22 protein-coding genes, 1 tRNA gene and 1 pseudogene are annotated in these 21,235 nt (G+C 66.8%); 13 read left to right on the forward strand and 11 right to left on the reverse strand.

Annotated features, from left to right (window positions below; translation table 11 throughout):
• From ACAW63_RS01005 to ACAW63_RS01020, 4 genes are read left to right on the forward strand one after another with little or no spacing between them, the layout of a single operon-like run.
• Positions 1–495 carry an N-acetyltransferase family protein gene (locus ACAW63_RS01005; protein ID WP_371231043.1) on the forward strand — a complete coding sequence of 165 codons (495 nt, stop codon included), beginning with the start codon at positions 1–3 and terminating at the stop codon, positions 493–495.
• Positions 482–856 carry a DsrE family protein gene (locus ACAW63_RS01010; protein WP_275608792.1) on the forward strand — a complete coding sequence of 125 codons (375 nt, stop codon included), beginning with the start codon at positions 482–484 and terminating at the stop codon, positions 854–856. The genes ACAW63_RS01005 and ACAW63_RS01010 overlap by 14 nt, the downstream gene beginning before the upstream one ends.
• A complete protein-coding gene (locus ACAW63_RS01015; RefSeq protein ID WP_371231044.1) occupies positions 853–1,314 on the forward strand; it encodes a glycine cleavage system protein H in 462 nt (153 codons plus the stop codon). Before ACAW63_RS01010 ends, ACAW63_RS01015 begins: the two co-directional genes overlap by 4 nt.
• Positions 1,311–2,006, forward strand: a complete 696-nt coding sequence (locus ACAW63_RS01020; RefSeq protein WP_371231046.1) for a M15 family metallopeptidase — start codon at positions 1,311–1,313, stop codon at positions 2,004–2,006. The genes ACAW63_RS01015 and ACAW63_RS01020 overlap by 4 nt, the downstream gene beginning before the upstream one ends.
• A 42-nt stretch (positions 2,007–2,048) precedes the next feature.
• Here the strand turns inward: ACAW63_RS01020 and ACAW63_RS01025 are convergent, their stop codons facing one another.
• Positions 2,049–2,627 (reverse strand): hypothetical protein, encoded by a 579-nt coding sequence (locus ACAW63_RS01025; protein ID WP_371231048.1) that lies wholly within the window; start codon positions 2,625–2,627, stop codon positions 2,049–2,051.
• Positions 2,628–2,805: 178 nt separating this feature from the next.
• Between ACAW63_RS01025 and ACAW63_RS01030 the strand changes: the two genes are divergently transcribed.
• From ACAW63_RS01030 to ACAW63_RS01040, 3 genes are all read left to right on the forward strand, one after another.
• Positions 2,806–3,246, forward strand: coding sequence for an anti-virulence regulator CigR family protein (locus ACAW63_RS01030; RefSeq protein WP_371231050.1), 441 nt, complete (start codon positions 2,806–2,808; stop codon positions 3,244–3,246).
• A gap of 175 nt (positions 3,247–3,421) precedes the next feature.
• Entirely contained in the window at positions 3,422–3,625 is a 204-nt protein-coding gene (locus ACAW63_RS01035; RefSeq protein ID WP_275608798.1) for a hypothetical protein, read from the forward strand.
• A 122-nt stretch (positions 3,626–3,747) separates the two neighbouring features.
• A complete protein-coding gene (locus ACAW63_RS01040; RefSeq protein WP_371231052.1) occupies positions 3,748–4,056 on the forward strand; it encodes an excalibur calcium-binding domain-containing protein in 309 nt (102 codons plus the stop codon).
• A gap of 11 nt (positions 4,057–4,067) precedes the next feature.
• Here ACAW63_RS01040 and ACAW63_RS01045 read toward each other — a convergent pair.
• The 8 genes from ACAW63_RS01045 to ACAW63_RS01080 form a co-directional block, all read right to left on the reverse strand.
• Positions 4,068–4,163, reverse strand: a tRNA-Sec gene (locus ACAW63_RS01045).
• Positions 4,164–4,355: 192 nt separating this feature from the next.
• Complete coding sequence (selB, locus tag ACAW63_RS01050) at positions 4,356–6,317, reverse strand: selenocysteine-specific translation elongation factor (RefSeq protein WP_371231053.1); 1,962 nt, start codon at positions 6,315–6,317, stop codon at positions 4,356–4,358.
• The gene (selA, locus tag ACAW63_RS01055; RefSeq protein ID WP_371231055.1) at positions 6,314–7,720 is read right to left on the reverse strand and encodes an L-seryl-tRNA(Sec) selenium transferase; all 1,407 of its coding nucleotides are present in this window, start codon (positions 7,718–7,720) and stop codon (positions 6,314–6,316) included. The genes selB and selA overlap by 4 nt, the downstream gene beginning before the upstream one ends.
• A 161-nt stretch (positions 7,721–7,881) precedes the next feature.
• Positions 7,882–8,814, reverse strand: a complete 933-nt coding sequence (gene fdhE, locus ACAW63_RS01060) for a formate dehydrogenase accessory protein FdhE (RefSeq protein ID WP_371231056.1) — start codon at positions 8,812–8,814, stop codon at positions 7,882–7,884.
• A gap of 126 nt (positions 8,815–8,940) precedes the next feature.
• Positions 8,941–9,567 carry a formate dehydrogenase subunit gamma gene (locus ACAW63_RS01065; protein WP_371231058.1) on the reverse strand — a complete coding sequence of 209 codons (627 nt, stop codon included), beginning with the start codon at positions 9,565–9,567 and terminating at the stop codon, positions 8,941–8,943.
• Positions 9,568–9,639: 72 nt separating this feature from the next.
• On the reverse strand, positions 9,640–10,572 hold the full coding sequence (gene fdxH / locus ACAW63_RS01070) for a formate dehydrogenase subunit beta (RefSeq protein WP_371231060.1): 933 nt from the start codon (positions 10,570–10,572) through the stop codon (positions 9,640–9,642).
• A gap of 8 nt (positions 10,573–10,580) precedes the next feature.
• The gene (fdnG, locus tag ACAW63_RS01075) at positions 10,581–13,658 is read right to left on the reverse strand and encodes a formate dehydrogenase-N subunit alpha (RefSeq protein ID WP_371231062.1); all 3,078 of its coding nucleotides are present in this window, start codon (positions 13,656–13,658) and stop codon (positions 10,581–10,583) included.
• Between the two features lie 186 nt (positions 13,659–13,844).
• Positions 13,845–13,997, reverse strand: a complete 153-nt coding sequence (locus ACAW63_RS01080; RefSeq protein WP_371231063.1) for a hypothetical protein — start codon at positions 13,995–13,997, stop codon at positions 13,845–13,847.
• Between the two features lie 172 nt (positions 13,998–14,169).
• On the opposite strand from ACAW63_RS01080, the gene ACAW63_RS01085 reads away from it, so the two are divergent.
• Positions 14,170–16,212 carry an FAD-dependent oxidoreductase gene (locus tag ACAW63_RS01085; protein ID WP_371231064.1) on the forward strand — a complete coding sequence of 681 codons (2,043 nt, stop codon included), beginning with the start codon at positions 14,170–14,172 and terminating at the stop codon, positions 16,210–16,212.
• Between the two features lie 100 nt (positions 16,213–16,312).
• On the opposite strand, the gene ACAW63_RS01090 is transcribed toward ACAW63_RS01085, so the two are convergent.
• On the reverse strand, positions 16,313–16,717 hold the full coding sequence (locus ACAW63_RS01090) for an SRPBCC family protein (protein WP_275608808.1): 405 nt from the start codon (positions 16,715–16,717) through the stop codon (positions 16,313–16,315).
• Positions 16,718–16,808: 91 nt separating this feature from the next.
• Between ACAW63_RS01090 and ACAW63_RS01095 the strand changes: the two are divergent.
• From ACAW63_RS01095 to ACAW63_RS01115, 5 genes and pseudogenes are all read left to right on the forward strand, one after another.
• A pseudogene (locus ACAW63_RS01095) lies at positions 16,809–17,254 on the forward strand (DMT family transporter).
• A 42-nt stretch (positions 17,255–17,296) separates the two neighbouring features.
• Entirely contained in the window at positions 17,297–17,845 is a 549-nt protein-coding gene (gene idi / locus ACAW63_RS01100; protein WP_371231065.1) for an isopentenyl-diphosphate Delta-isomerase, read from the forward strand.
• Between the two features lie 84 nt (positions 17,846–17,929).
• Positions 17,930–18,331 (forward strand): YkgJ family cysteine cluster protein, encoded by a 402-nt coding sequence (locus ACAW63_RS01105; RefSeq protein WP_371231066.1) that lies wholly within the window; start codon positions 17,930–17,932, stop codon positions 18,329–18,331.
• Positions 18,332–18,488: 157 nt separating this feature from the next.
• Complete coding sequence (locus ACAW63_RS01110; RefSeq protein WP_371231067.1) at positions 18,489–19,838, forward strand: MATE family efflux transporter; 1,350 nt, start codon at positions 18,489–18,491, stop codon at positions 19,836–19,838.
• 86 nt (positions 19,839–19,924) lie between these two features.
• Positions 19,925–20,380 carry a DUF2214 family protein gene (locus ACAW63_RS01115; RefSeq protein ID WP_371231069.1) on the forward strand — a complete coding sequence of 152 codons (456 nt, stop codon included), beginning with the start codon at positions 19,925–19,927 and terminating at the stop codon, positions 20,378–20,380.
• Positions 20,381–20,389: 9 nt separating this feature from the next.
• On the opposite strand, the gene ACAW63_RS01120 is transcribed toward ACAW63_RS01115, so the two are convergent.
• A complete protein-coding gene (locus tag ACAW63_RS01120) occupies positions 20,390–21,235 on the reverse strand; it encodes an arylamine N-acetyltransferase (protein ID WP_371231070.1) in 846 nt (281 codons plus the stop codon).

Consider the following 21,235-nt stretch of genomic DNA (forward strand, 5'->3'; position numbering starts at 1 on the left):
GTGGAACATCCAGTCCTCAGCCACCGCCCTGCCGCCGCTGGCGACCTCGACGAGGTGGTGCGCTTTCCCCAGGATCGCGACGAACTTTTCTACTGCTACCCCAAGGCAAGCTGGCCGCTGACCGTCGGCCAACTCGCCGCCGCCATGGCCGAGCGCCGCGGCAGCACCCTCGCCCTGCTGGACGGCCGCGTGGCGGGTTTCGCCAACTTCTACCAGTGGCAACCGCGCGAGTACTGCGCGCTGGGCAACATGATGGTCGCCCCCTGGGCGCGCCAGCACGGCGTGGCCCAGTACCTGATCGAGATCATGGAGCAACTCGCCCGCGACCAGTACAAGGCGCGGGTGATGAAAGTGTCCTGCTTCAACGCCAACGCCGCCGGGCTGTTGCTCTACACTCGGCTGGGTTATCGGCCGCAGGCCATCGTCGAGCGCGCCGACCCGCAGGGCCGGCGCATCGCCCTGGTACAACTGGAGAAAGCCCTTGACCCCATCTGACCGGCAGCGGGTGCTGATCATCGTCAGCAGCGGCCCGAGCACCCCGGCGCGCTGCGCGGCGCCCTTCTACACCGCCACCCTGCTGGCCTGCATGGACGCCCAGGTGACCCTGTTCCTCAGCGGCGAAGGCACCCGCCTGGCCTTTCAGGACGTCGCCGACCACCTTTACGCCGCCGAGGGTGGCGAGCCCATCAGCCACTTCATCCAGCAGGCCAAGGAAGCCGGCGCACGCCTGTTGATGTGCCGCGCGCCGGGCGTGCCGATTGACGAAAGCCGGCTGATCGAGGAAGTCGACGAGATCGCCAGCGGCGGCGAGCTGGCGCGGATGATCCTCGAATACGACCGGGTGCTGACCCTGTGAAGCTGCACGGTCTGGAGTTTCCTAACGACCGCCTGTACGCCCCCGAGTACAACCTCTGGCTGCGCGAGGAGTCCGGCGGCGCGGTGACCCTCGGCCTCACCGCCTACGGCTGCGCCCTCTACGGACAGATCTTCGCCTTCACCCCCAAGCGCGACGGCTGGCACATCGAGAGCGACCGCAGCTTCGGCGTGGTCGAATTCGCCAAGGCCGCCTCCTCCGCGCGGAGTCCACTGGCGGGCCATATCCTCGCCAGCAATGACGCGGTGGTGCGCCGACCGGGCCTGATCAACCAGGACTGCTACGGTGAGGGCTGGATGGTGCGCCTGAAGCCCGACGACTGGGCCGCCGTCCGCGGCCGCTTCCTGCAAGGCCAGGCCGCGCTGGACGCCTTCGCCCGACGCATGTACCTGGACAATTACGACCCCGAAGACGACGGGGTGCAGGCCCTACGCCCGTGAGCCGCGCAGGCACGGCACAACGCTGGCGCCTCCTGCTCCCGCTGCTGCTGTTCGCCTGCCTGCCACTGCGTGCCGATCAACCGGCGCAACCCGGCTTCGTCTACCTCGACCAGGTACTGAAATCCGCCCGCTACGACGTGCGCTACGCCGGCTCCAACAACTTCGTCGGCGAGCCCATCGACGGCTACCAGACAGCGCGGATCATCCTCACCCGCGAAGCCGCCACTGCGCTGGCCGCCGTGGAACAGGACCTCGCCCTGAGCGGCCTGGCCCTGAAAATCTTCGATGGCTATCGGCCACAGCGTGCCGTGGAAGCCTTCAAGCGCTGGGCCGCTGATCCGCAGGATACCCGGCAGAAGGCCCGCTACTACCCGGACCAGGACAAGCGCGCGCTGTTCCGCGACGGCTACATCGCCCAGCACTCCGGGCACTCGCGCGGCAGTACCGTCGACCTGACGCTGGTGGATGCAAAAACGGGGGAGGAGTTGGACATGGGCAGCCGCTTCGACTTCTTCGGCCCCATTTCCCATCATGGCACGCCGCTGGCCAGCGTGCAGCAGACCCGCAACCGCGAGACGCTGCGCCAGGCCATGCTGCGCCACGGCTTCGAACCCTACGCTGCGGAATGGTGGCATTACCGGCTGAAAGCCGAGCCTTATCCCGCGACCTATTTCGATTTTCCGGTGCGCTAAGAAAGGGAGAGGGATAGCGGCCGTCCCTGGCCGCGAGACGACTCAATCGTCGTCGTGGTCGTTCTTGGTGGAGTTATCGGAAGCGTTGTCCAGGCCCTTGGTATTGTGGGTGCCCGGCGTGGTGTCGGAAATTGCCGTTGCCTTGGACAGGCCACGGGTATCCTTCGAATGGGCCACGGACGAAGTCGTCGCGCCATGGCCCTTGCTGTCGTTCTTGGTGCTGCCGTTGTGATTGCCGCTCACACCATGGTCGCGAGTGGCCTTGCCGGCGTGTTCGACGCCTTCGACCTTGCCATTGCGCTTCGCGCCGTGGATGCCGGAGCTACCGTCGGACGGGTCACTGGTATGGCCAAGAGCGCCTTTGCCCTTGCCATTGCCGTGACCATTTCCATCGCCATCACCGCCACCATTGGTACCACTGTGGCCGGCACTGTTGCCGCCGCCATGACCACTGCCATTGCCACCACCGTTACCGCCGCCGTGGCCACCACCATTACCGCCACCACCGCCGCCATTGCCCTTGGCATAAACCGAACCAATCGGCGAGAGGTCGGCGGGCAGCATGGCTGTGGCGCCGAGAGCGAAAGCACAGACTGCTGCAACAACCAGGGTTTTCTTCATGATCAAGACGCCTCCAGGGGCGGGGTTGAGATACCCTTCTGACAGGACTAGAGCTCCAATGGTTCGGGGCTTTCCGACGAAATGTAAGCACATGTGTACCAACTCACACAGGACCTGAAAGCTATAACAGCGGCTACGCTCAGCAACAACAGGATTCCAGGACGGAGGAAACATGGAGATGCCCAGACTCAATACCCTGCTGGCAACGACCCTTGGCCTTGCCCTGTTCGGCGCCAGCCCGATGCTGCTGGCCGACCCGGGCAACGGCAAGGGCAACAGCCACAGCAAGAACGCGCAGCACGGCAATCAGGGTTACCAGGGACAAGGTGGCAACAACTGGCAAGGCGGCCCGCAGATCGATATCGGCGGTGTTCGCGTGATCCTCGATCACAACCGCGACTACTGGAGCCCGGGCGCCGCCCTGCCGCCGGGCATCCGGAAGAACCTCGCCCGCGGCAAACCGCTGCCGCCCGGCATCGCCAAGAAACTCGACGGTCGCCTGATCGGCCGCCTCCCCCGCTACGACGGCTACGAGTGGCAGCAGGCCGGTACCGATTTGCTCCTGGTCACCATCGCCACCGGCGTCATCTACGAAGTCCTGAGCAACGTGCTGGACTGATTCCGCCGGGCGATTCCTGCAGCGCCCCAAGGACGCAGCTCGCGAACATGGGGCGCTACCGCAGGCCCCTCCTCTGTCCAACACTGGAACGCCGCACTCGCCACAAGCTGCCCCCCTTAATCCACCGTTAATCCTCCGGGCCGACTCTCGAAGCTCACTCCAGGAGGACTCTCCCATGCTCAAGCTCTCCGTGGTCACCATCGCCTGCATCACCCTCGCCGGCTGCGCCGACGCCCCGCACTACAACCATTTCAGCGCCATCGAATCGCCCGTGCGGGAATCCTTCGGCGAAGACAACCTCGAACGCCAGCCCACACGCATCCAGCTGCAGAGCGACGATTACTCGGCGCAGCAGCAGCGGATGATGTGGGGGCAGTAGTGACACTGCGCGACCTCGACACGCCGCGGTGACGACCGCTGTGGCGGCTGATCCCCGAGCGCCATAGGAATCCAATGGGTTCGACCACTAGAATTGCAAGCAACACAATTCTGGTGGCCCCCATGAAGAAATGGATCTTCCTCGCAGCTCTGGCGCTGCTCGCCTGGCAATACATGGACAATCCGGATTGGCAGTCCCGGCTCTTTCGTTCATCCTCCGCTCCGCCAATGAGCCCTCAGCCCACCGAAACGGCACTCCCCCCAGCCGCCAGCATCGAAACAACTCCCAACGTACGCTGCGACGGTCGCCAGTACTGCTCGCAAATGACCTCCTGCGCGGAGGCCAAAGCTTTCCTGCGAAGCTGTCCTGGCATGAAGATGGATGGCGACGGTGACGGCATTCCCTGCGAAGAACAGTGGTGCCGGATGTAACCAAGGGAAAGTGGCGGAAGGCAGTGGGAGTCGAACCCACCCAGGAACGGCTGCCGTCCCCCACCGGGTTTGAAGCCCGGCCACGCCACCGGGCGTGCTTGCCTTCCCTGGACTGGTGCCGGCACTGGAGTGCGTCGGCGGATCGGGAGCCTGGATGTTGCCATCATTGCCTTGAACGGCGCCAGCGCAGCGATGCCGCAGGAGGCTTGAATAGCCTTTCACCTACTTCGATCCGTGGCCCATTCCCCTGGCCTTGCTTGCCACTAGAGCCGCTTCGACCGCCCTTCTCCGGCGGCCATTCAAGCTCGATCAGCGTTGATCCTGGCTTTCAGGACCTTACCGTAGCCGCCCTCCGGCGCAGCGCTCGCCAGCGCCGAATCCTCCCGAATCCGCCGCTCGTTGCCGAAACGCCGGGTAAAGCCGATGCGATCGAAGTATTCCAGCAGCTGGATGCAGCGCTTGCGGCCGATGCCGATGCGGTCGCGGAAGGCGGCGGCGCGGATGATGCCGGCGTCGTCACGCAGATGCAGGGCGTGGGCGGCGAGTTGGCGCAGGGTTTCTTCCGGGTAGAACAGGTCCTTCACCACCTGGTGCAGTTGCCCCAGGCGGGCGAGTTTGCGCAGCAGCAGACGTATGTCGCCCTCCTCCACCGCCAGCTCGCGGGCCAGGTCGCGTACCCAAGGCGGATCGAAGGCGCCGGCGAGCAGCAAAGGCCAGAGGCGCTCGCGCAAGCGCTCGTCTGCCTCGCCCAGTTGTACGCGGTGATCGGGCAGGTGCAGCCAGGGGCCGCTGCTGTCGATGCGTTTATCCGTCAGCAGGCTTTCCAGCAGGGCGATGAAGACGGGGCGCTCCAACTGCGGCAAGGCGTAGCGGCGCAGGCGGTCGCGGTCGGGGCCGAGCTCGTCGGGGGCTTCTTCATGGAAGCGTTGCAGGGCGTCGATCACCTGCTGTTGCAGGGCGCTCCAGCGCTGTGCCGAGAACAGGCGCGGACCGAGACGGGTGCCAACCTCGACCAACCCGGCAGGAAGCTCCCAGGTCTCTCGCGGGCGGTTGAACTGCCGCGCCAGCAGCGCCGGGTCGAGCCCGTTGCTGGCGTGTGCCAGCAGGGTCGGCAAGGCACTTTCCAGGCTATCGCTCTGCAAGGCACGCAGTTGCTCCAGGCGTTCAGGGTTGCGGCGGTTGCGCGCCGGGGCGAAGGGGTCGAGCACGCGGCCACCACCGAGGGTGCGCTGGGCGGACTGGTCGCGCAGCACCAGGCGGTCGCCGTGGACGGCATGGCTGGGGGCGTTGAGGACCAGTTGCGCGAAGGTGCGCTCACCCGCCGGCAGGCGCTCATCTTCGAGCAGGGCGATGCGGCCCGTGACGTCCTGGGCGCCAAGGTGCGCATGAACCGGCGTCCAATGCACGAAGGCCCGCGTCTCGCTGGGCAGCAGGTGCAGGTCGATATCGATGCGCGTGGTGAGTGCGTGCAGCTCCGGCGCGATCAGCCAGTCGCCCCTATGAATCTGCTCGAGGCTCAAACGCTCGCCAGCGATGTTCAGCGCCACGCGTTGGCCGGCGTGGGCCTGCTGAGCCTCGCGATTCTGCGCGTGCAGGCCGCGAATTCGCACGCGTCGCCCCGCATTGCCCAGCAGCAATTCGTCGCCAATGCGGACAGTGCCGGCAAAGGCAGTGCCGGTGACGACGATCCCCGCACCACTGACGCTGAAGGCTCGGTCCACCGCCAGGCGGAAGCCGCCCGACGCTCCGCGTTCGAAGGTTTCGCGCGCGGCTTCGCCGAGCGCTTCGCGCAAGGCGTCGATGCCTTCGCCGCTGACGCTGGAGACCGGGAAGATCGGAGCTCCGGCCAGCGGTCCTTCGGCGAGCAGTTCCTGTACGTCACGCGCAGCGTGTTCCACCTGCTCGGCAGGTACGCGGTCGGCCTTGGTCAGCGCAACGATGGCACGGCGGATGCCCAACAGTTCGACGATGGCGAGATGCTCGCGGGTCTGCGGCATCACCCCGTCGTCGGCGGCGACCACCAGCAGAACCAGGTCGATGCCGCTGGCGCCGGCGAGCATGTTGTGGACGAAGCGCTCGTGGCCCGGCACGTCGATGAAGCCGGTAAGCGTGCCATCCCCAAGGTCGGCGTAGACATAGCCCAGATCGATGGTGATACCGCGCTCGCGCTCGGCCGGGCGGCGGTCGCCCTCGATGCCGGTGAGGGCGCGCAGCAGGGAGGTCTTGCCGTGGTCGATGTGTCCGGCGGTTCCGACTATCACGCCTTGTCCTCAGCCAGCAGCGGCAGTTGGGCGACGAAGCCGGGCTCGTCGTCGAGCTGGCGCAGGTCGAGCCAGAGGGCGTCGTCGTCGATACGGCCGAGCACGGGGATGGGCAGGCAGCGCAGGCGTTCTTCCAGGTCGAGCAATGCACGTCCGCGTTGGCGCTTGGGTTGGTTCGGGCGCAGGCACAATGCGGCGCTGGGCAGCCGGGCGACCGGCTGGGCGCCGCTGCCGATCATGCCCAGTGCGTCTTCGGCGCTGACGCTCCAGACCTCGCCAAGCAGGTTCGCCAAGGTCGGCGCCAGGCGCTGGGCCTGGGCGCGTATGTCGGTCTGAGGGCGGCTGAGCAGGCGCAGGCTGGTGAGGCGTTCGGCGAGGCGATCCGGATCGCGGTAGAGATTGAGCACAGCTTCGAGCGCGGCGAGGGTCAGCTTGTCCACCCGCAGGGCGCGCTTGAGCGGGTTCTTCTTGATCTTGCCGATCAGTTCCTTGCTGCCGAGGATCAGCCCGGCCTGCGGGCCGCCGAGCAGCTTGTCGCCGCTGAAGGTGACGATGTCGGCGCCGTCGCGCAGGGCTTCCTGCACGGTCGGTTCCTTGGGCAGGCCCCAGCGGGTAAGGTCGACCAGGGTGCCGCTGCCGAGGTCTTCCAGCAGCGGCAGGTCGTGGGCGTGGGCGATCTGCGCCAGCTGCGGGGTGGCAACGCTGGCAGTGAAGCCCTGCACGCTGTAGTTGCTGGTGTGCACACGCATCAGCAGGCCAGAGCGCGGGCCGATGGCGGCTTCGTAGTCCTTGGCGTGGGTGCGGTTGGTGGTGCCGACTTCGACCAGCTTCACCCCGGCGCGGGACATGATGTCGGGAATGCGGAAGGCGCCGCCGATCTCGATCAGTTCGCCGCGGGAAATGATGCCTTCCTTGCGTGCCCCCAGGCTGTTGAGCGCCAGCAGCACGGCGGCGGCGTTGTTGTTGACCACGGTGACGGCCTCGGCGCCGGTCAGCTCGCGGATCAGCCCGGTGATGAGGTCGTCGCGGTCGCCGCGCTTGCCGGTGGCGAGATCGAATTCGAGGTTGAGCGGGTAGCGCGCGGCCAGGGTAATGGCTTCGATGGCTTCTTCCGGCAACAGCGCGCGGCCGAGGTTGGTGTGCAGTACGGTGCCGGTGAGGTTGAACACCCGCCGCACATGGCTGGCATGGTGCGCCGCGAGGCGTTCGCCGGCGCGGCCGGCGAGCACGGACTCTTCCAGCTCGACGGCGGCCAGCTGGCCGTGGCGCGCGGGCTCGCGCAGTTCGTCGAGCAGATCGCGCAGGGTCTTGAGCAGGGCCTCGCGGCCATAGCGCTGCTGCAGCGGCTGGCAGGCCGGGCTGCGCAGCAGGCGGTCGATGGAGGGCAGGCGTACCGAGGTCATGGACGGGCCTTAATGCGGAGTCAATGGCTGGAGTCAGTGTAGGGCGTATCACCGTTCGCGGTTATACGCCGATGCACCTCGGCCCTTATCTGCACCGGGGTTGACCCCGGAGCGCAGTGATGCCGAGGCCAGACGGCGTACAAGACGGAGCCTTGTACGCCCTACGAGGAGCCGCCTGGCGCCAGCAACAGGTTCGGCGCGGTGCGCAGGTAGCCGTCCTCGGCGAGGCGGATGTCCAGCGCAAGGCTGGCGAGGTCGTCCGCCTGGGCCTCGGCGTGCTTGTCGTGCTGCAGGTAGAACTGCTTGAGGTAGGACTGGCAGCCGGGGCAGGTCTCGGCCTTGAGCGGCGCCTGGTCGCTGGCGACGCCTTCGCGCTGCAGCGAGTAATAGGCCAGGCCCTTGCTCTCGGCGCAGTGGCTGCACTTGACCCGCACGTAGTGCCATTCGCAGGAGCACAGCGAGCAGGACAGGTAGCGCAGGCCGGCGTGCTTGCCCTGATGGCGGATCATCCCGGCCACTGGCGGCGCGCCGCAGGCCGGGCAGAGGGTCTGGCTGTCGGTTTCCGCCAGGGCATCCTCGGGCAGTTGCAGCAACCACTGGCTGAAGGCGACTTGCAGCACGGCGCCGAGGAAGGGCACCAGGGCTGGCGGCAGCAGGTCGAACTGGCCGTTGAGCAGGCCCAGGGCCCAGGCCTTGCGCTGGCCTTCGTCGGCGCCGCCCAGGGCCTTCAGCGCCTGGACGATAGCCGGGTTGGCGGTGGGTTCATAGGCGTCGAGGAAGGCGTCCAGCAGCGGCAACCAGGCGCCTTCACGCACCAGCACTTCGTAGGCCAGCGGCGGCATGCGGTGTTCATGGCTGCGGGCCAGAGCGGTGGCGTCAGGCCCTGGCAGCGGCAGCTTGCGATCGAGCAGCGCCTGCTGCGCGTCGCAGACGCCGGCGATCAGTTCGAGGTAGCCCTGCAGCGGATTACCCGGCGCCAGTTCGCGCAGGCGCGCGGCGCGGCGGGTGAAGAGATCGGGAGACGGCAGGTTGAACAGCGGAGGGATGTTGGCGGCAGCTTCGATCTGCCCGGGTTCGAGAATTCGGCCTGACACGCAGGACTCCTTGTTGGGTTCGGAGCGGGGCCAGAAAGGGCCCTCTCCCTAGCCCTCTCCCTGAAGGGAGAGGGGACTGTCCGTGCCGGCTGGCAAGTCAGTGCCAGCCGGCGGTTACGTCGACACTCAGTGGCCCTTGCCCTTCTCCACGTCCTTCAGCCAGCCATTGTGGTGCTTGCGCGCCCAACCGCGGCTGACCCAGCCGTAGAGCATGGCGCCCATCGAGCCCTTCACCCAGATCCCGGCGTAGATATGCACCAGGATGCTGCAGATCAGCACGAAGGCGGCGAAGGCGTGCAGCAGCGACGCCAGGCGGATGATGTCGATGCCGAACCACTGGCTGAAGTAGGCCCGCCACATGACGAAGCCGGTCAGCAGCAGCACCAGCATGCATAGCAGCAGGATCCAGAACAGCAGCTTCTGCCCGGCGTTGTAGCGGCCGACTTCCGGGAGGTTTTCCTCGCGGTTGGCGACCACGTCGCGCCATTGCTTGAGCCATTGCACGTCGCGTTTCTCCACCAGGTTGTGGTGGGCGAAACGCACCACCAGCCCGAGGAAGAACAGGAACATCGCCACCCCGAGGAAGGGGTGGAGAATGCGCGTCCACGGGCCGCCGCCGAACAGGTTGGTCAGCCAGAACATGGCCGGGTGGAACAGCGCCAGCCCCGAGAGGCCGGCGAGGAAGAACAGGATGGCCACCATCCAGTGGTTGCTCCGTTCGTTGGCGTTGTAGCGCTGGATGTCTTTCTTCATGTCTCGATCCTCGTAGCCCTCACCCCAGCCCTCTCCCCGAGGGAGAGGGGGCAAAAGCGACTGCCTGGGGTGTCATGGGTGCTCACGTGGGTCATAGCGATGCACCGACGGGTCGACCTTGTGCACCGGCGCCTCCGGATCGGCACCGCCCGGTTCGTCCTCTTCCACCCGGTTGGGACCGGTGCGGGTGTAGTGGAAGAACCCGGCCAGCACCACGCCCGCCATGGCCAGCAGGCCCAGCGGTTTGGTGATGCCTTTCCACAGGCTGACCAGCGGGCTGATCGCCGGCTTGTCGGGCAGACCGGCGTAGAGCGACGGCTGGTCATTGTGGTGCAGCACGTACATCACGTGGGTGCCGCCCACGCCTTCCGGGTCATACAGGCCGGCGTGCTCGAAGCCGCGCGACTTCAGGTCCTCGATGCGCTCGGCGGCATGCTCCTTCATGTCCTCCTTGGTGCCGAAGACGATGGCGCCGGTCGGGCAGGTCTTCACGCAGGCCGGCTCCATGCCCACCGCCACGCGGTCGGAACACAGGGTGCACTTGTACGCCTTGTGGTCCTTCTGCGAGATGCGCGGGATGTTGAAGGGGCAACCGGTGATGCAGTAACCGCAGCCGATGCAGTGGTCCTGGTTGAAGTCGACGATGCCGTTGGCGTATTTGACGATAGCCCCCGGGCTCGGGCAGGCCTTCAGGCAACCCGGCTCGGCGCAGTGCATGCAGCCGTCCTTGCGGATCAGCCACTCCAGGTTGCCGGCCGGCGCTTCGTATTCGGTGAAGCGCATGACCGTCCAGGATTCCGCCGTCAGGTCGATCGGGTTGTCGTAGGTGCCATGGTTGTGGCCCACCTCGTCGCGCAGCTCGTTCCATTCCGAGCAGGCGACCTGGCAGGCCTTGCAGCCGATGCACTTGGACACGTCGATCAGCTTGGCCACTTCCTCCTCGCGCCGCACCGAGGGCATCGGCGTGGTGGTGGCGGAGCGGGCGTAGATGTCTTGGCTACTCATGCTTCACCTCACGCCTTTTCCACGTTGACGAGGAAGGATTTGAACTCCGGAGTCTGCGTGTTCCCGTCGCCCACGAAGGGGGTCAGGGTGTTGGTCAGGTAGCCGTTGCGCGCCACCCCGGAGAAGCCCCAGTGCAAGGGGATGCCCACGTGGTGCACGGTCTTGCCGTTGACCTGCAGCGGACGGATGCGCTTGGTCACCACCGCCACCGCCTTGATGTAGCCGCGGTTGGAGGAGACCTTCACGCGGTCGCCGGCCTTGATACCGAGTTCCTTGGCCAGCGCCTCGCCGATCTCGACGAACTGTTCCGGCTGGACGATGGCATTCAGACGGCAATGCTTGGTCCAGAAGTGGAAGTGTTCGGTGAGCCGGTAGGTGGTCGCGGCGTAGGGGAACTCGTCGGCCTTGCCGAACAGTTCCATGTCGTTCTTGAACACCCGCGCGGCCGGACTGCTGATGGCCTGCGGATTCTTGTGCAGCGGGTTGATCCCGATGGGCGTCTCGAACGGCTCGTAGTGCTCGGGGAACGGACCCTCGGCCATCTTGTCGACGGCGAAGAACCGCGCCACGCCTTCGGGGTTCATGATGAACGGGTTCATCCCCGCTTCCGGCGCCACGTCGACCTTGTAGTCCGGCACGTCGGTGCCGCCCCAGGCCTTGCCGTTCCACCACACCAGGCGCTTCTTCACCGGATCCCAGGGCTTGCCGCTGGGGTCGGCGGAGGCGCGGTTGTAAAGGATGCGCCGGTTGGCCGGCCACGCCCAGGCCCAGCCCAGGGTCTGGCCCATGGCGTAGGGGTCGCTGTTGTCGCGGCGGGCCATCTGGTTGCCCAGTTGCGTCCAGGAGCCGGCGAAGATCCAGCAGCCGCTGGCGGTGCTGCCGTCGTCGCGCAGCAGCGCGAAGCCCGGCAGCTGTTCGCCGGCTTTCGCCAGGACCATGCCGTTGGCCGGGTCGACCAGGTCCGCCAGGGCCTTGCCGTTGTACTCCTTGGCCAGCTCGTCCGGGCCGGGTTCGTCGGGTTTCAGGTAGCTCCAGTCCAGGCCGAGGATCGGATCGGGGAACTTGCCCCCGTCCTTGGCGTAGGCATTGCGCAGGCGGTGGTACAGGCCGGCCATGATTGCGATGTCGGTACGCGCCTCGCCCGGCGGCTCGGCGCCCTTCCAGTGCCATTGCAGCCAGCGGCCGGAGTTGACGATGGAGCCGTCTTCCTCGGCGAAGCAGCTGGTGGGCAGGCGGAACACGGTGGTCTGGATCGACTTGGTATCGACGTCGTTGTGCTCGCCGGCATTGCGCCAGAACTCGGAGGTCTCGGTGGCCAGCGGGTCCATCACCACCATCCACTTCAGTTTGGCCAGCGCGGCGCTGACCTTGGCCTTGTTGGGGAAGGAGGCTATGGGGTTGAATCCCTGGCAGAAGTAACCGTTGACCTTGCCCTGGTACATCATGTCGAAGTAGCGCAGCACGTCGTAGCCGGCGCCCGGCATGTCCAGCTTGGGCAGCCAGTCGTAGCACCAGTTGTTTTCCTTGGTGGCCGACTTGCCGAACCAGGACTTCATCAGGCTGACGTGGAACTTGGGATAGTTCTGCCAGTAGGACAGCTGGCCCGGGCGCAGCGGCTTGGCGGTGCGCTTGGCGATGTAGGCGTTGTAGTCCTGCTCGGCGTCGCCGGCCAAAGTCAGGTAGCCCGGCAGCGAGTTGGACAGCAGCCCGAGGTCGGTCAGCCCCTGGATGTTGGAGTGGCCACGCAGCGCGTTCATGCCGCCGCCGGGCATGCCGATGTTGCCCAGCAGCAGCTGGACCATCGCGCCGGTGCGGATCATCTGCGCACCCACCGAGTGCTGGGTCCAGCCCAGGGCGTACATGATGGTCATCACCTTGTCCGGTGCGGCGGTGGTGGAAATCTCTTCCCACACCTTGAGCATCATGTCCTTGGGCGTGCCACAGATGTTGCTCACCACATCCGCCGTATAGCGGCTGTAGTGCTGCTTCATCAGGTTGAACACGCAGCGCGGGTGTTGCAGGGTCGAGTCAACCTTGGCGAAGCCGTCCTCGCCCAGCTCGTACTGCCAGGAGGACTTGTCCGGATAGGTGCGCTTCTCGGCGTCGTAGCCGTTGAACAGGCCGTCCTCGAAGCCGAAGCCTTCCTTCACGATGAAGGAGACGTCGGTGTAGTTGTGCACGTATTCCTTCTGGTACTTGTCGTTTTCCAGCAGGTAGTTGATCAGGCCGCCGAGGAAAGCGATGTCCGTGCCGGTGCGGATGGGCGCGTAATAGTCGGCCACCGAAGCGGAACGGGTGAATCGCGGGTCGACCACCAGCAGGCGCGCCTTGTTGTGCGCCTTGGCCTCGGTCACCCACTTGAAGCCGCACGGATGCGCTTCAGCGGCGTTGCCGCCCATGATCAGAACCAGATCGGCATTCTTGATGTCGGTCCAGTGGTTGGTCATGGCTCCACGGCCAAACGTCGGGGCAAGACTTGCCACCGTCGGGCCGTGTCAGACACGCGCTTGGTTGTCGAACGCCAGCAGTCCCAGGGAGCGCACCACCTTGTGGGTGATGTAGCCCGCTTCGTTGGAAGACGCCGACGCGGCCAGGAAGCCGGTGGTCAGCCAGCGGTTCACCGTCTGGCCCTGGGCGTTCTTCTCGATGAAGTTGGCGTCGCGGTCCTCCTTCATCAGCTTGGCGATGCGGTCCAGCGCCTCGTCCCAGCCGATGCGCTTCCACTCGCTGGAACCCGCCTCGCGGATTTCCGGGTACTTCAGGCGGTTGGGGCTGTGGACGAAGTCGAGCAGGCCCGCGCCTTTCGGGCAGAGGGTGCCGCGGTTCACCGGGTGATCGGAATCACCCTCGATGTGGATGATGTTCTGCGCAACGTTCTTCGCCGCATCCCCTTGGCTGTACATGAGGATGCCGCAGCCCACCGAACAGTACGGGCAGGTGTTGCGGGTCTCGACGGTGCGCGCAAGCTTGAAATGGCGGACCTGGTCGGCGAATGCATCCGGGGGCGCAACCCCGAGTGCCGCCAGGCTCGATCCTCCAAGGCCTACAGCGCAAACCTTGAAGAATTGCCGACGGTTCATATCCATCGTGCGTCTCCTGATCAGGCAGCGGACGTCCGGTACATGGCCGGACCCTTGCTGCTTAAAAGATAGCCAAGCCGGGCCGATGCGCCAGCTTGAGCGGGGCAGACCATGCACGCTGGGCTTTTGCGGCGCATTGACGCGCGTCAGTCCGTCACCGGGAGCGGACGGGGCAATACTCCCAAAGGAGCATCAGGGGTAGGCGCAGGAGAGACTGCTGCCGTCGGGGCGGCACGCGGACTGCTGGCGGTCGGTCTGGAGGGACTCATGCAGCCCCAGAAGGGCCAGCCCGATGAGAATCGCGAGCAGGTAATGGCGCGCATGTCTTCTTCTTATCGCTTTCATGACGTCCTCCCGTCACTTCAGCTTGCGTTCGGGGCACGAAGCCCTGCCATAGCGGAAAGTCTGCGTCCGATACGCCCGCTGTCAACCGCTGGCTTGACCGAAATGCCCGAACGGCATGGCATCCGGGCCGTTCACCGACGCACGGCAAGCCAATAGGGTGATGTGAACTCCAATGCCCACGGTTGCTTCCATGTCCACGCCCGCCTCACCCTACCCTCACCTGCTCGCCCCGCTCGACCTGGGCTTCACCCAGCTGCGCAACCGCGTGGTGATGGGCTCGATGCACACCGGGCTGGAGGACCGCCTGTGGGACTTCGGCAAGCTTGCCGCCTACTACCGCGAGCGGGCGCGCGGCGGCGTCGGGTTGATCATCACCGGCGGATTCGCACCCAACCGCGAAGGCTGGCTGCTGCCGCTGGGCAGTAGCCTCACCAGCGGCCTGCAGGTGCCGGCGCACCGGCGCCTGACCCAGGCGGTGCAGCGCGAGGGCGGCAAGATCCTGCTGCAGATTCTGCATGCCGGGCGCTATGGCTATCACCCGCTGGTGGTATCCGCCTCGCCGATCAAGTCGCCGATCAGCTGGTTCAGCCCGCGCGAACTCTCCGAGCGCGGCATCCTGCGCACCCTCGCTGCCTTCGTCCGCTGCGCGAAGCTGGCCCAGGCCGCCGGCTACGACGGCGTGGAGATCATGGGCAGCGAGGGCTACCTGCTGAACCAGTTCCTCTGCCCGCGCACCAACCAGCGCCGCGACCGCTGGGGCGGCGACCTGGGCAACCGCATGCGCCTGCCGCTGGAGATCGTCCGGCGCATCCGCCGCGCGCTGGGCGAGCGCTTCATCATCAGCTATCGACTGTCGCTGCTGGATCTGGTGGAAGGCGGCAACAGCTGGGACGACGTGCGCACTGTCGCCCGCGCACTGGAGGGCGCCGGCATCGACCTGCTCAACTCCGGCATCGGCTGGCACGAGTCGCGGGTGCCGACCATCGTCACCTCGGTGCCGCGCGCGGCCTTCGCCGAAATCAGCGCGCGCCTGCGCCGCGAACTGCGGGTGCCGGTGATCGCCAGCAACCGCATCAATACCCCGGACGTAGCGGAGCGGCTGCTCGCCGAGGGGCACGCCGACCTGGTTTCCATGGCCCGCCCGCTGCTGGCCGACCCGCAGTTCGTGGCCAAGGCGGCCGCCGGCCGCGCCGAGGCGATCAACACCTGCATCGCCTGCAACCAGGCCTGCCTCGACCACGCCTTCGCCAACCGCCGCGCCAGCTGCCTGGTGAATCCCCGTGCGGCCTTCGAGACCGAACTGCGCTACCGCAAGGCGCGGGTGCACAAGCGTATCGCGGTGATCGGCGCCGGCCCTGCCGGGCTTTCCGCCGCCTGCGTGGCCGCCGAACGCGGGCACCGGGTGACGCTGTTCGAGGCCAGCGAGGAGATCGGCGGGCAGTTCAACCTGGCCAAGCGGGTGCCGGGCAAGGAGGAGTTCCACGAAACGCTGCGCTACTTCACCGTGCGCCTGCGCGAGCTGGGCGTCGAGGTGCAACTGGGGCGGCGCATCGCCCAAGGCGAACTGCAGGGCGAGTACGACGAGGTGATAGTCGCTACCGGCATCCGTCCGCGCACGCCGCAGATTCCGGGCATCGCCCACGCCAAGGTGCTCAGCTACCTCGACGTGCTGCGCGGCGCGCCAGTGGGCGAGAAGGTCGCGCTGATCGGCGCCGGCGGCATCGGCTTCGACGTCGCCAGCTTCCTGCTCGCCGAGCGCGACGGCCCGCAGCCGCTGGGCGATTGGCTGGGCCAGTGGGGCATCGACCTGGACAACGCCACGCCGGGCGGGCTGATCCCGCCAATCGCGGTGGCGCCGCGCCGGCAACTCTGGCTGCTGCAGCGCACGCCCGGCCAGCCCGGCTCCGGACTGGGCAAGACCAGCGGCTGGGTGCACCGCGCGCACCTCAGGCAGTACGGCGTGCACATGCTCGGCGGCGTGGAGTACCTGCGCATCGACGATGACGGCCTGCACTTGCGGATCGAAGGCCGGGAGCAGTGCCTGGCGGTAGACAACGTGGTGATCTGCGCCGGGCAGGAGCCGTTGCTGGAATTGCAGCCGACGCTGGCGGCGGAGAACCTGCGCTACCACGTCATCGGCGGCGCGAACGTGGCACGGGAGCTGGATGCCAAACGAGCGATCCGCGAGGGCGCGGAGTTGGCAGCACGCCTTTGACGGCTCTTCGCAGGAGCGAGCTTGCTCGCGAACAGTTTTCCCGCCTGCTGCGGTGCAGGGGGTCGCGAGCAAGCTCGCTCCTACAGGGGACGCACCGGCATCACGCAGACTCCAGCAACACCTTGATCGCCTGCAGATCCTTCTCCACCCACTGCGCATCGCGCTCGAAGGTGGCGTCGTCCATCTGCGGCTGGCGCAGCAGGGTCAGCTGCAATTCACAGCCATCGCCATTGGCGATCAGCCGCAAGGGAATGTGGATCGCCGGGCTGTCCTCAGGCAGCACCGCGTGGTCCAGCACGCCGAAGGCGTTGTGCGGCGAGAAGCGCACCCGCAGCGGCCCCTGTGGTGTCTGCGCCAGCCAAAGGTCGCCTTGCAGCGGTTCGATCGCATGGCACAACCCCGAGGCCCAGCGCGGGAAATTCTGCGGTGCGGCGAGAAACTCGTAGGCCTCGCCCCAACGTCGCTCGATGCGGACGCTCAGGGTGCGGGAGGGCAAAGTCATCATGTGCGGCTCCAGGAATCGGGCAGAGAGATGCTCCAGTCTGGTGCATACTAGCCGGCTGCCCTTTTCGCTTCGATTGCCCAGGAGTCATTCCATGCCCACGCCGCCCTGGTGGATGTTCGTACTACCCCTGATCGCCGGCGCCTGCCCCTGCAAGCCGGCATCAACGGCCAGTTGGCCAAGCAGGTATCCAGCGTGCTGGCCGCCGCGCTGATCTCCTTCTTCGTCGGCACCATGGGCCTGCTGGTACTGACCCTGGCCAACCGCGAGTTCCCCAGCCTCAATGCCCTGCGCGAGCTGCCCTGGTGGCAATGGTGCGGCGGTTTCCTCGGCATGTTCTTCATCTTCATCGCCGCCTTCGCCGCGCCGCGCGTCGGGGCACTGATGTTCATGGTGCTGGTGCTCGCCGGCCAGCTGGGCATGGCCATGACCCTCGACCACTTCGGCTGGGCCGGCTTCCGCGAAGCGCCGGTCAGCGGGCTGAAGATCGCCGGCATGGCCGCCATCGCCGTCGGCATCTGGATGATCCGCAAGGGCTGATAAGCTGGAGGACAGCGAACAGCACGCTCGCAGGAGAGTCCCATGACCGAAATCCAGGTGATCCTGGTCGACGAACACGACAACCCGACCGGCACGATGGAGAAGCACGCGGCGCACCACCTGGGGCTGCGCCACCGGGCCATCTCGGTATACCTGTTCAACCGCGCCGGTGAGTTGCTGCTGCAACGCCGCGCGCTGGGCAAGTACCACTGCGGCGGACTGTGGAGCAACAGCTGCTGCGGCCACCCGTACCCCGACGAGTCGGCGCAGCACGCGGCCGAGCGCCGGCTGCGCGAGGAAATGGGCGTCCAGGTCGCGCTGCGCAAGCTGTTCGAGTTCAGCTATCGCCTGGAGCTGGCCAACGGCATGACCGAGCACGAATACGGCCACCTGTTCGGCGCCATCGACGAACAGCCGCCGCAGCCCGATCCCGAGGAAGCCGACGACTTCCGCTACATCGCCCTGGCCGACCTGGAAGCCGAGATGGCCGCCCACCCGGAGCGCTTCACGCCCTGGTTCCGCCTCTGCTACCCGGACTTCCGCCAGTACCTGCAGGACCACGGCGGGCTCGCGGCCTTCTCGACGGCCTGATAGCCCCTGTTCGTCGAAAGGCCGCGCAATTCTTCGCGCCGGCCACTATGATGCGCGCCTCGCTCCACCCTGCCGAATGCCGCCATGAGAAAACCGCCGCTGATCGCCAACGCCGAACTCGACCGCCTGGAAACCTGGGCCAAGTACAGCTCGGGCCTGTGCAAGGACTGCAACGCCACCTGCTGCACCATGCCGGCGGAAGTCAACGTCAACGACCTGATCCGCATCGGCGTCGTCGACGAATTCGAGCGCGACGAACCGGCGAAGAACATCGCCAAGCGCCTGCTGAAGGAAGGTGTCGTCGAGCGCTTCAACCAGAAGAGCGGCATCTTCACCCTGACCCGCACCAGCAACGGCGACTGCTACTTCCTCGACCGCAAGACGCGCCTGTGCACCGTCTACGCCAAGCGTCCGGACACCTGCCGCAACCACCCGCAGGTCGGCCCGCGCCCCGGCTACTGCGCGTACCGCAAGAAGACCGCCTGAGCGCCCACGGCGCTTTCTGCTCTTCGTAGGAACGAGGGGGGCGCCTAGCCCTTGCTCGCGAACCTGCAAGGCACGGTGCTATGCGGTTCGCGAGCAAGCTCGCTCCTACAGCCCCTGAGGTGGCTCGCTATACTGCGGGCCTGTTCAGGAGCCCCGCATGAATCCCCTGCTCGAAGCCTGGCGTCACCAGCCAACCCACCGCCGCGTCTGGGCGCTGGCCGCGCCGATGATCCTTTCCAACGTCTCCGTGCCCCTGGTCACCCTGGTGGACAGCGCGGTGATCGGCCACCTGCCGCACGCCCACCAGCTCGGCGCCGTGGCCGTAGGCGGCGGGCTCTACACCCTGCTGGTGGGCGTACTGGGCTTCCTGCGCATGGGCACCACCGGCTTCGCCGCCCAGGCCGCCGGCCGCAGTGACGGCGGTGCGCTGCGGCGGATTCTCGGCCAGGGCCTGTTGCTCGCCCTGGGTCTGGCGCTGCTGCTCGGTCTGCTGGCGCTGCCGCTGACCGATCCGGCGCTGGCGCTGATGCGCCCTTCCGCCGAGCTCGACACCCTGGCCCGCCAGTTCTTCCATATCCGCCTGCTCGGCCTGCCGGCGGCGCTGGCCACCTATGCGCTGGTCGGCTGGTTCCTCGGCACGCAGAACGCCCGCGCGCCGCTGGCGATCCTGCTCACCACCAACCTGATCAACATCGCCCTCGACCTGTGGTTCGTGATCGGCCTGGAATGGGGCGTGGCCGGTGCCGCGCGGGCCTCGGTGATCGCCGAATGGAGCGGCGCCCTGCTCGGCCTGGCGCTGACCCGTGGCGCGCTCCGGCGCTACCCCGGCCAGCCGGACTGGACGCGCCTGCGTGCCTGGGCGAGCTGGCGGCCGCTGCTGATGGTCAACCGCGACATCTTCATCCGCAGCCTGGCGCTGCAGGGTGTGTTCTTCCTGCTCACCGTGCAGGGCACGCGCCTGGGCGACGCCACGGTGGCGGCCAACGCGCTGCTGCTCAACGGCCTGATGATCACCTCCTACGCCCTGGATGGCCTCGCCCACGCGGTGGAAGCCCTGTGCGGCCACGCCATCGGCGGCCGCGACCGCACCGCGCTGCGCCGCTCGCTGGTGGTGGCCTGCGGCTGGTCGCTGATCGCCAGTCTCCTGTTCGTGGCCTTCTTCACTTTCGGCGGGCACCTGTTCATCGCCCTGCAGAGCGACATTCCCGAAGTGCGCGCCACCGCCGACCAGTACCTGCCCTATCTCTCCTGCCTGCCCCTGATCGGCCTGTGGAGCTACCTGCTGGACGGCCTGTTCATCGGCGCCACCCGCGCCCGCGAGATGCGCAATGCCATGCTCCTGGCCTGCGCGGCCAGCCTGCCGCTGGGCCTGTTGCTGCAACCATTCGGTAATCACGGTTTGTGGCTGACCTTCCTATGCTTCATGTTGCTGCGCGGGCTGATCCTCGGGGCCTATGCCTGGCGGCTGACGCGCCACGATGCCTGGCAGGTGCCCGCCGAGACGTGAGACGCTGGCGCCTGCGTTTTTCACATCTCAGGCCGATTCCACTACACCCTCCACCCACCGAAGGCCCCACCAGAAGGACCCGCTCCATGGCCCAAGCCATTGCCGCCTACCTGCACTACCTGTCGATCTTCATCCTGTTCGCGCTGCTGGTGCTGGAGCACCGCCTGTTCCGCCTGCCGCTGGACCTTGAGCGCGCACGCAGCCTGATCGTCATCGACATCGCCTATGGCGCCTGCGCCGGCGTGGTGCTGCTGACCGGCGCGGCGCGGGTGCTGTGGTTCGCCAAGGGCGCCGATTTCTACCTGCACAACAGCCTGTTCCACGCCAAGGTCGGGCTGTTCGTGCTGGTCGCGCTGCTGTCGATCCTGCCGACCATGACCTTCCTCAACTGGCGCAACGACCTCAAGGCCGGCCGCATCCCGCAGGTCAGCGCGCGCCAGTGCAAGCTGGTGACCATGACCATCCGCCTGGAGCTGCTGGCCCTGCTGATCCTGCCGCTGCTGGCCACCCTGATGGCGCGTGGTTACGGAATGATCGACTGATCCCAACGCTCACCCCTGTGGCGCGAGCAATTCCGCCAGGCGCTGATGCAAGGCCGGCACGTCCCGCTCCGTCGGCCACAGGCGGAAACGCTCGCGCAATACCACCAGCAACGCATCCGCATCCTCGATGGCGCGCTGCTCGACTTCACCGGCGGCGGTACGCCGGGTGAACTGGCCGTTGTACAACGACAGCCGCGCTCCGTCCTCGCTGATGGCCACGCGCAAGGAGAGGCGGAACACGCTCTGCGGATGGGTCGAGGTGTACCAGTTGCGCATGGCGTAATCGATCCACGACTGCGGTTGCAGGGTGAAGCGATAGAGCGTTTGCCAGCCGGAGCTGGAGCGCGCCGCCATCTCCAGTTCGCCGTCCGGCTCGCCGGTCAGGCGCCAGCCGCCGGGTAATTCCTCGTTCAACCGCAGCGGCAGGGCGTGGGGCGATGCCGGGCCGCCAAAGCCGATGTCCACCAGATACACGCCTTCGTCCAGGTCGACCCGCAGCAGCAGGTGCGACTGCGGGGTCAGCGGCGCATCGGCCGGCAAGCCCCAGCGTACCCGTCCGACCAGCAGCGTCACCCGGTAGTCGAGGCTGCTCAGCAAGCGAGCGAACAGGCTGTTCAGTTCGAAGCAATAGCCGCCACGCTGCTGTTCCACCACCTTGGCGAAGACCGCCTGCGGATCGATGTCCACGTCCTTTTCCAGCAGCACGTCGAGGTTTTCGAATGGCAGCAGGTGGAGTGCGGCGTGGATCAGCCGATCGAGATTCGCCAGAGTCGGCGCCGGGCGCTCTACCGGCAGGCCGAGGCGGGCCAGGGTGGCGTCGAGCTGGGCAGCGCTGAAGGGGGTGAGCGGGGTCAT

The sequence above is a fragment of the Pseudomonas sp. QE6 genome (assembly GCF_041379005.1).
In the GTDB taxonomy this organism is placed as follows: domain Bacteria; phylum Pseudomonadota; class Gammaproteobacteria; order Pseudomonadales; family Pseudomonadaceae; genus Pseudomonas.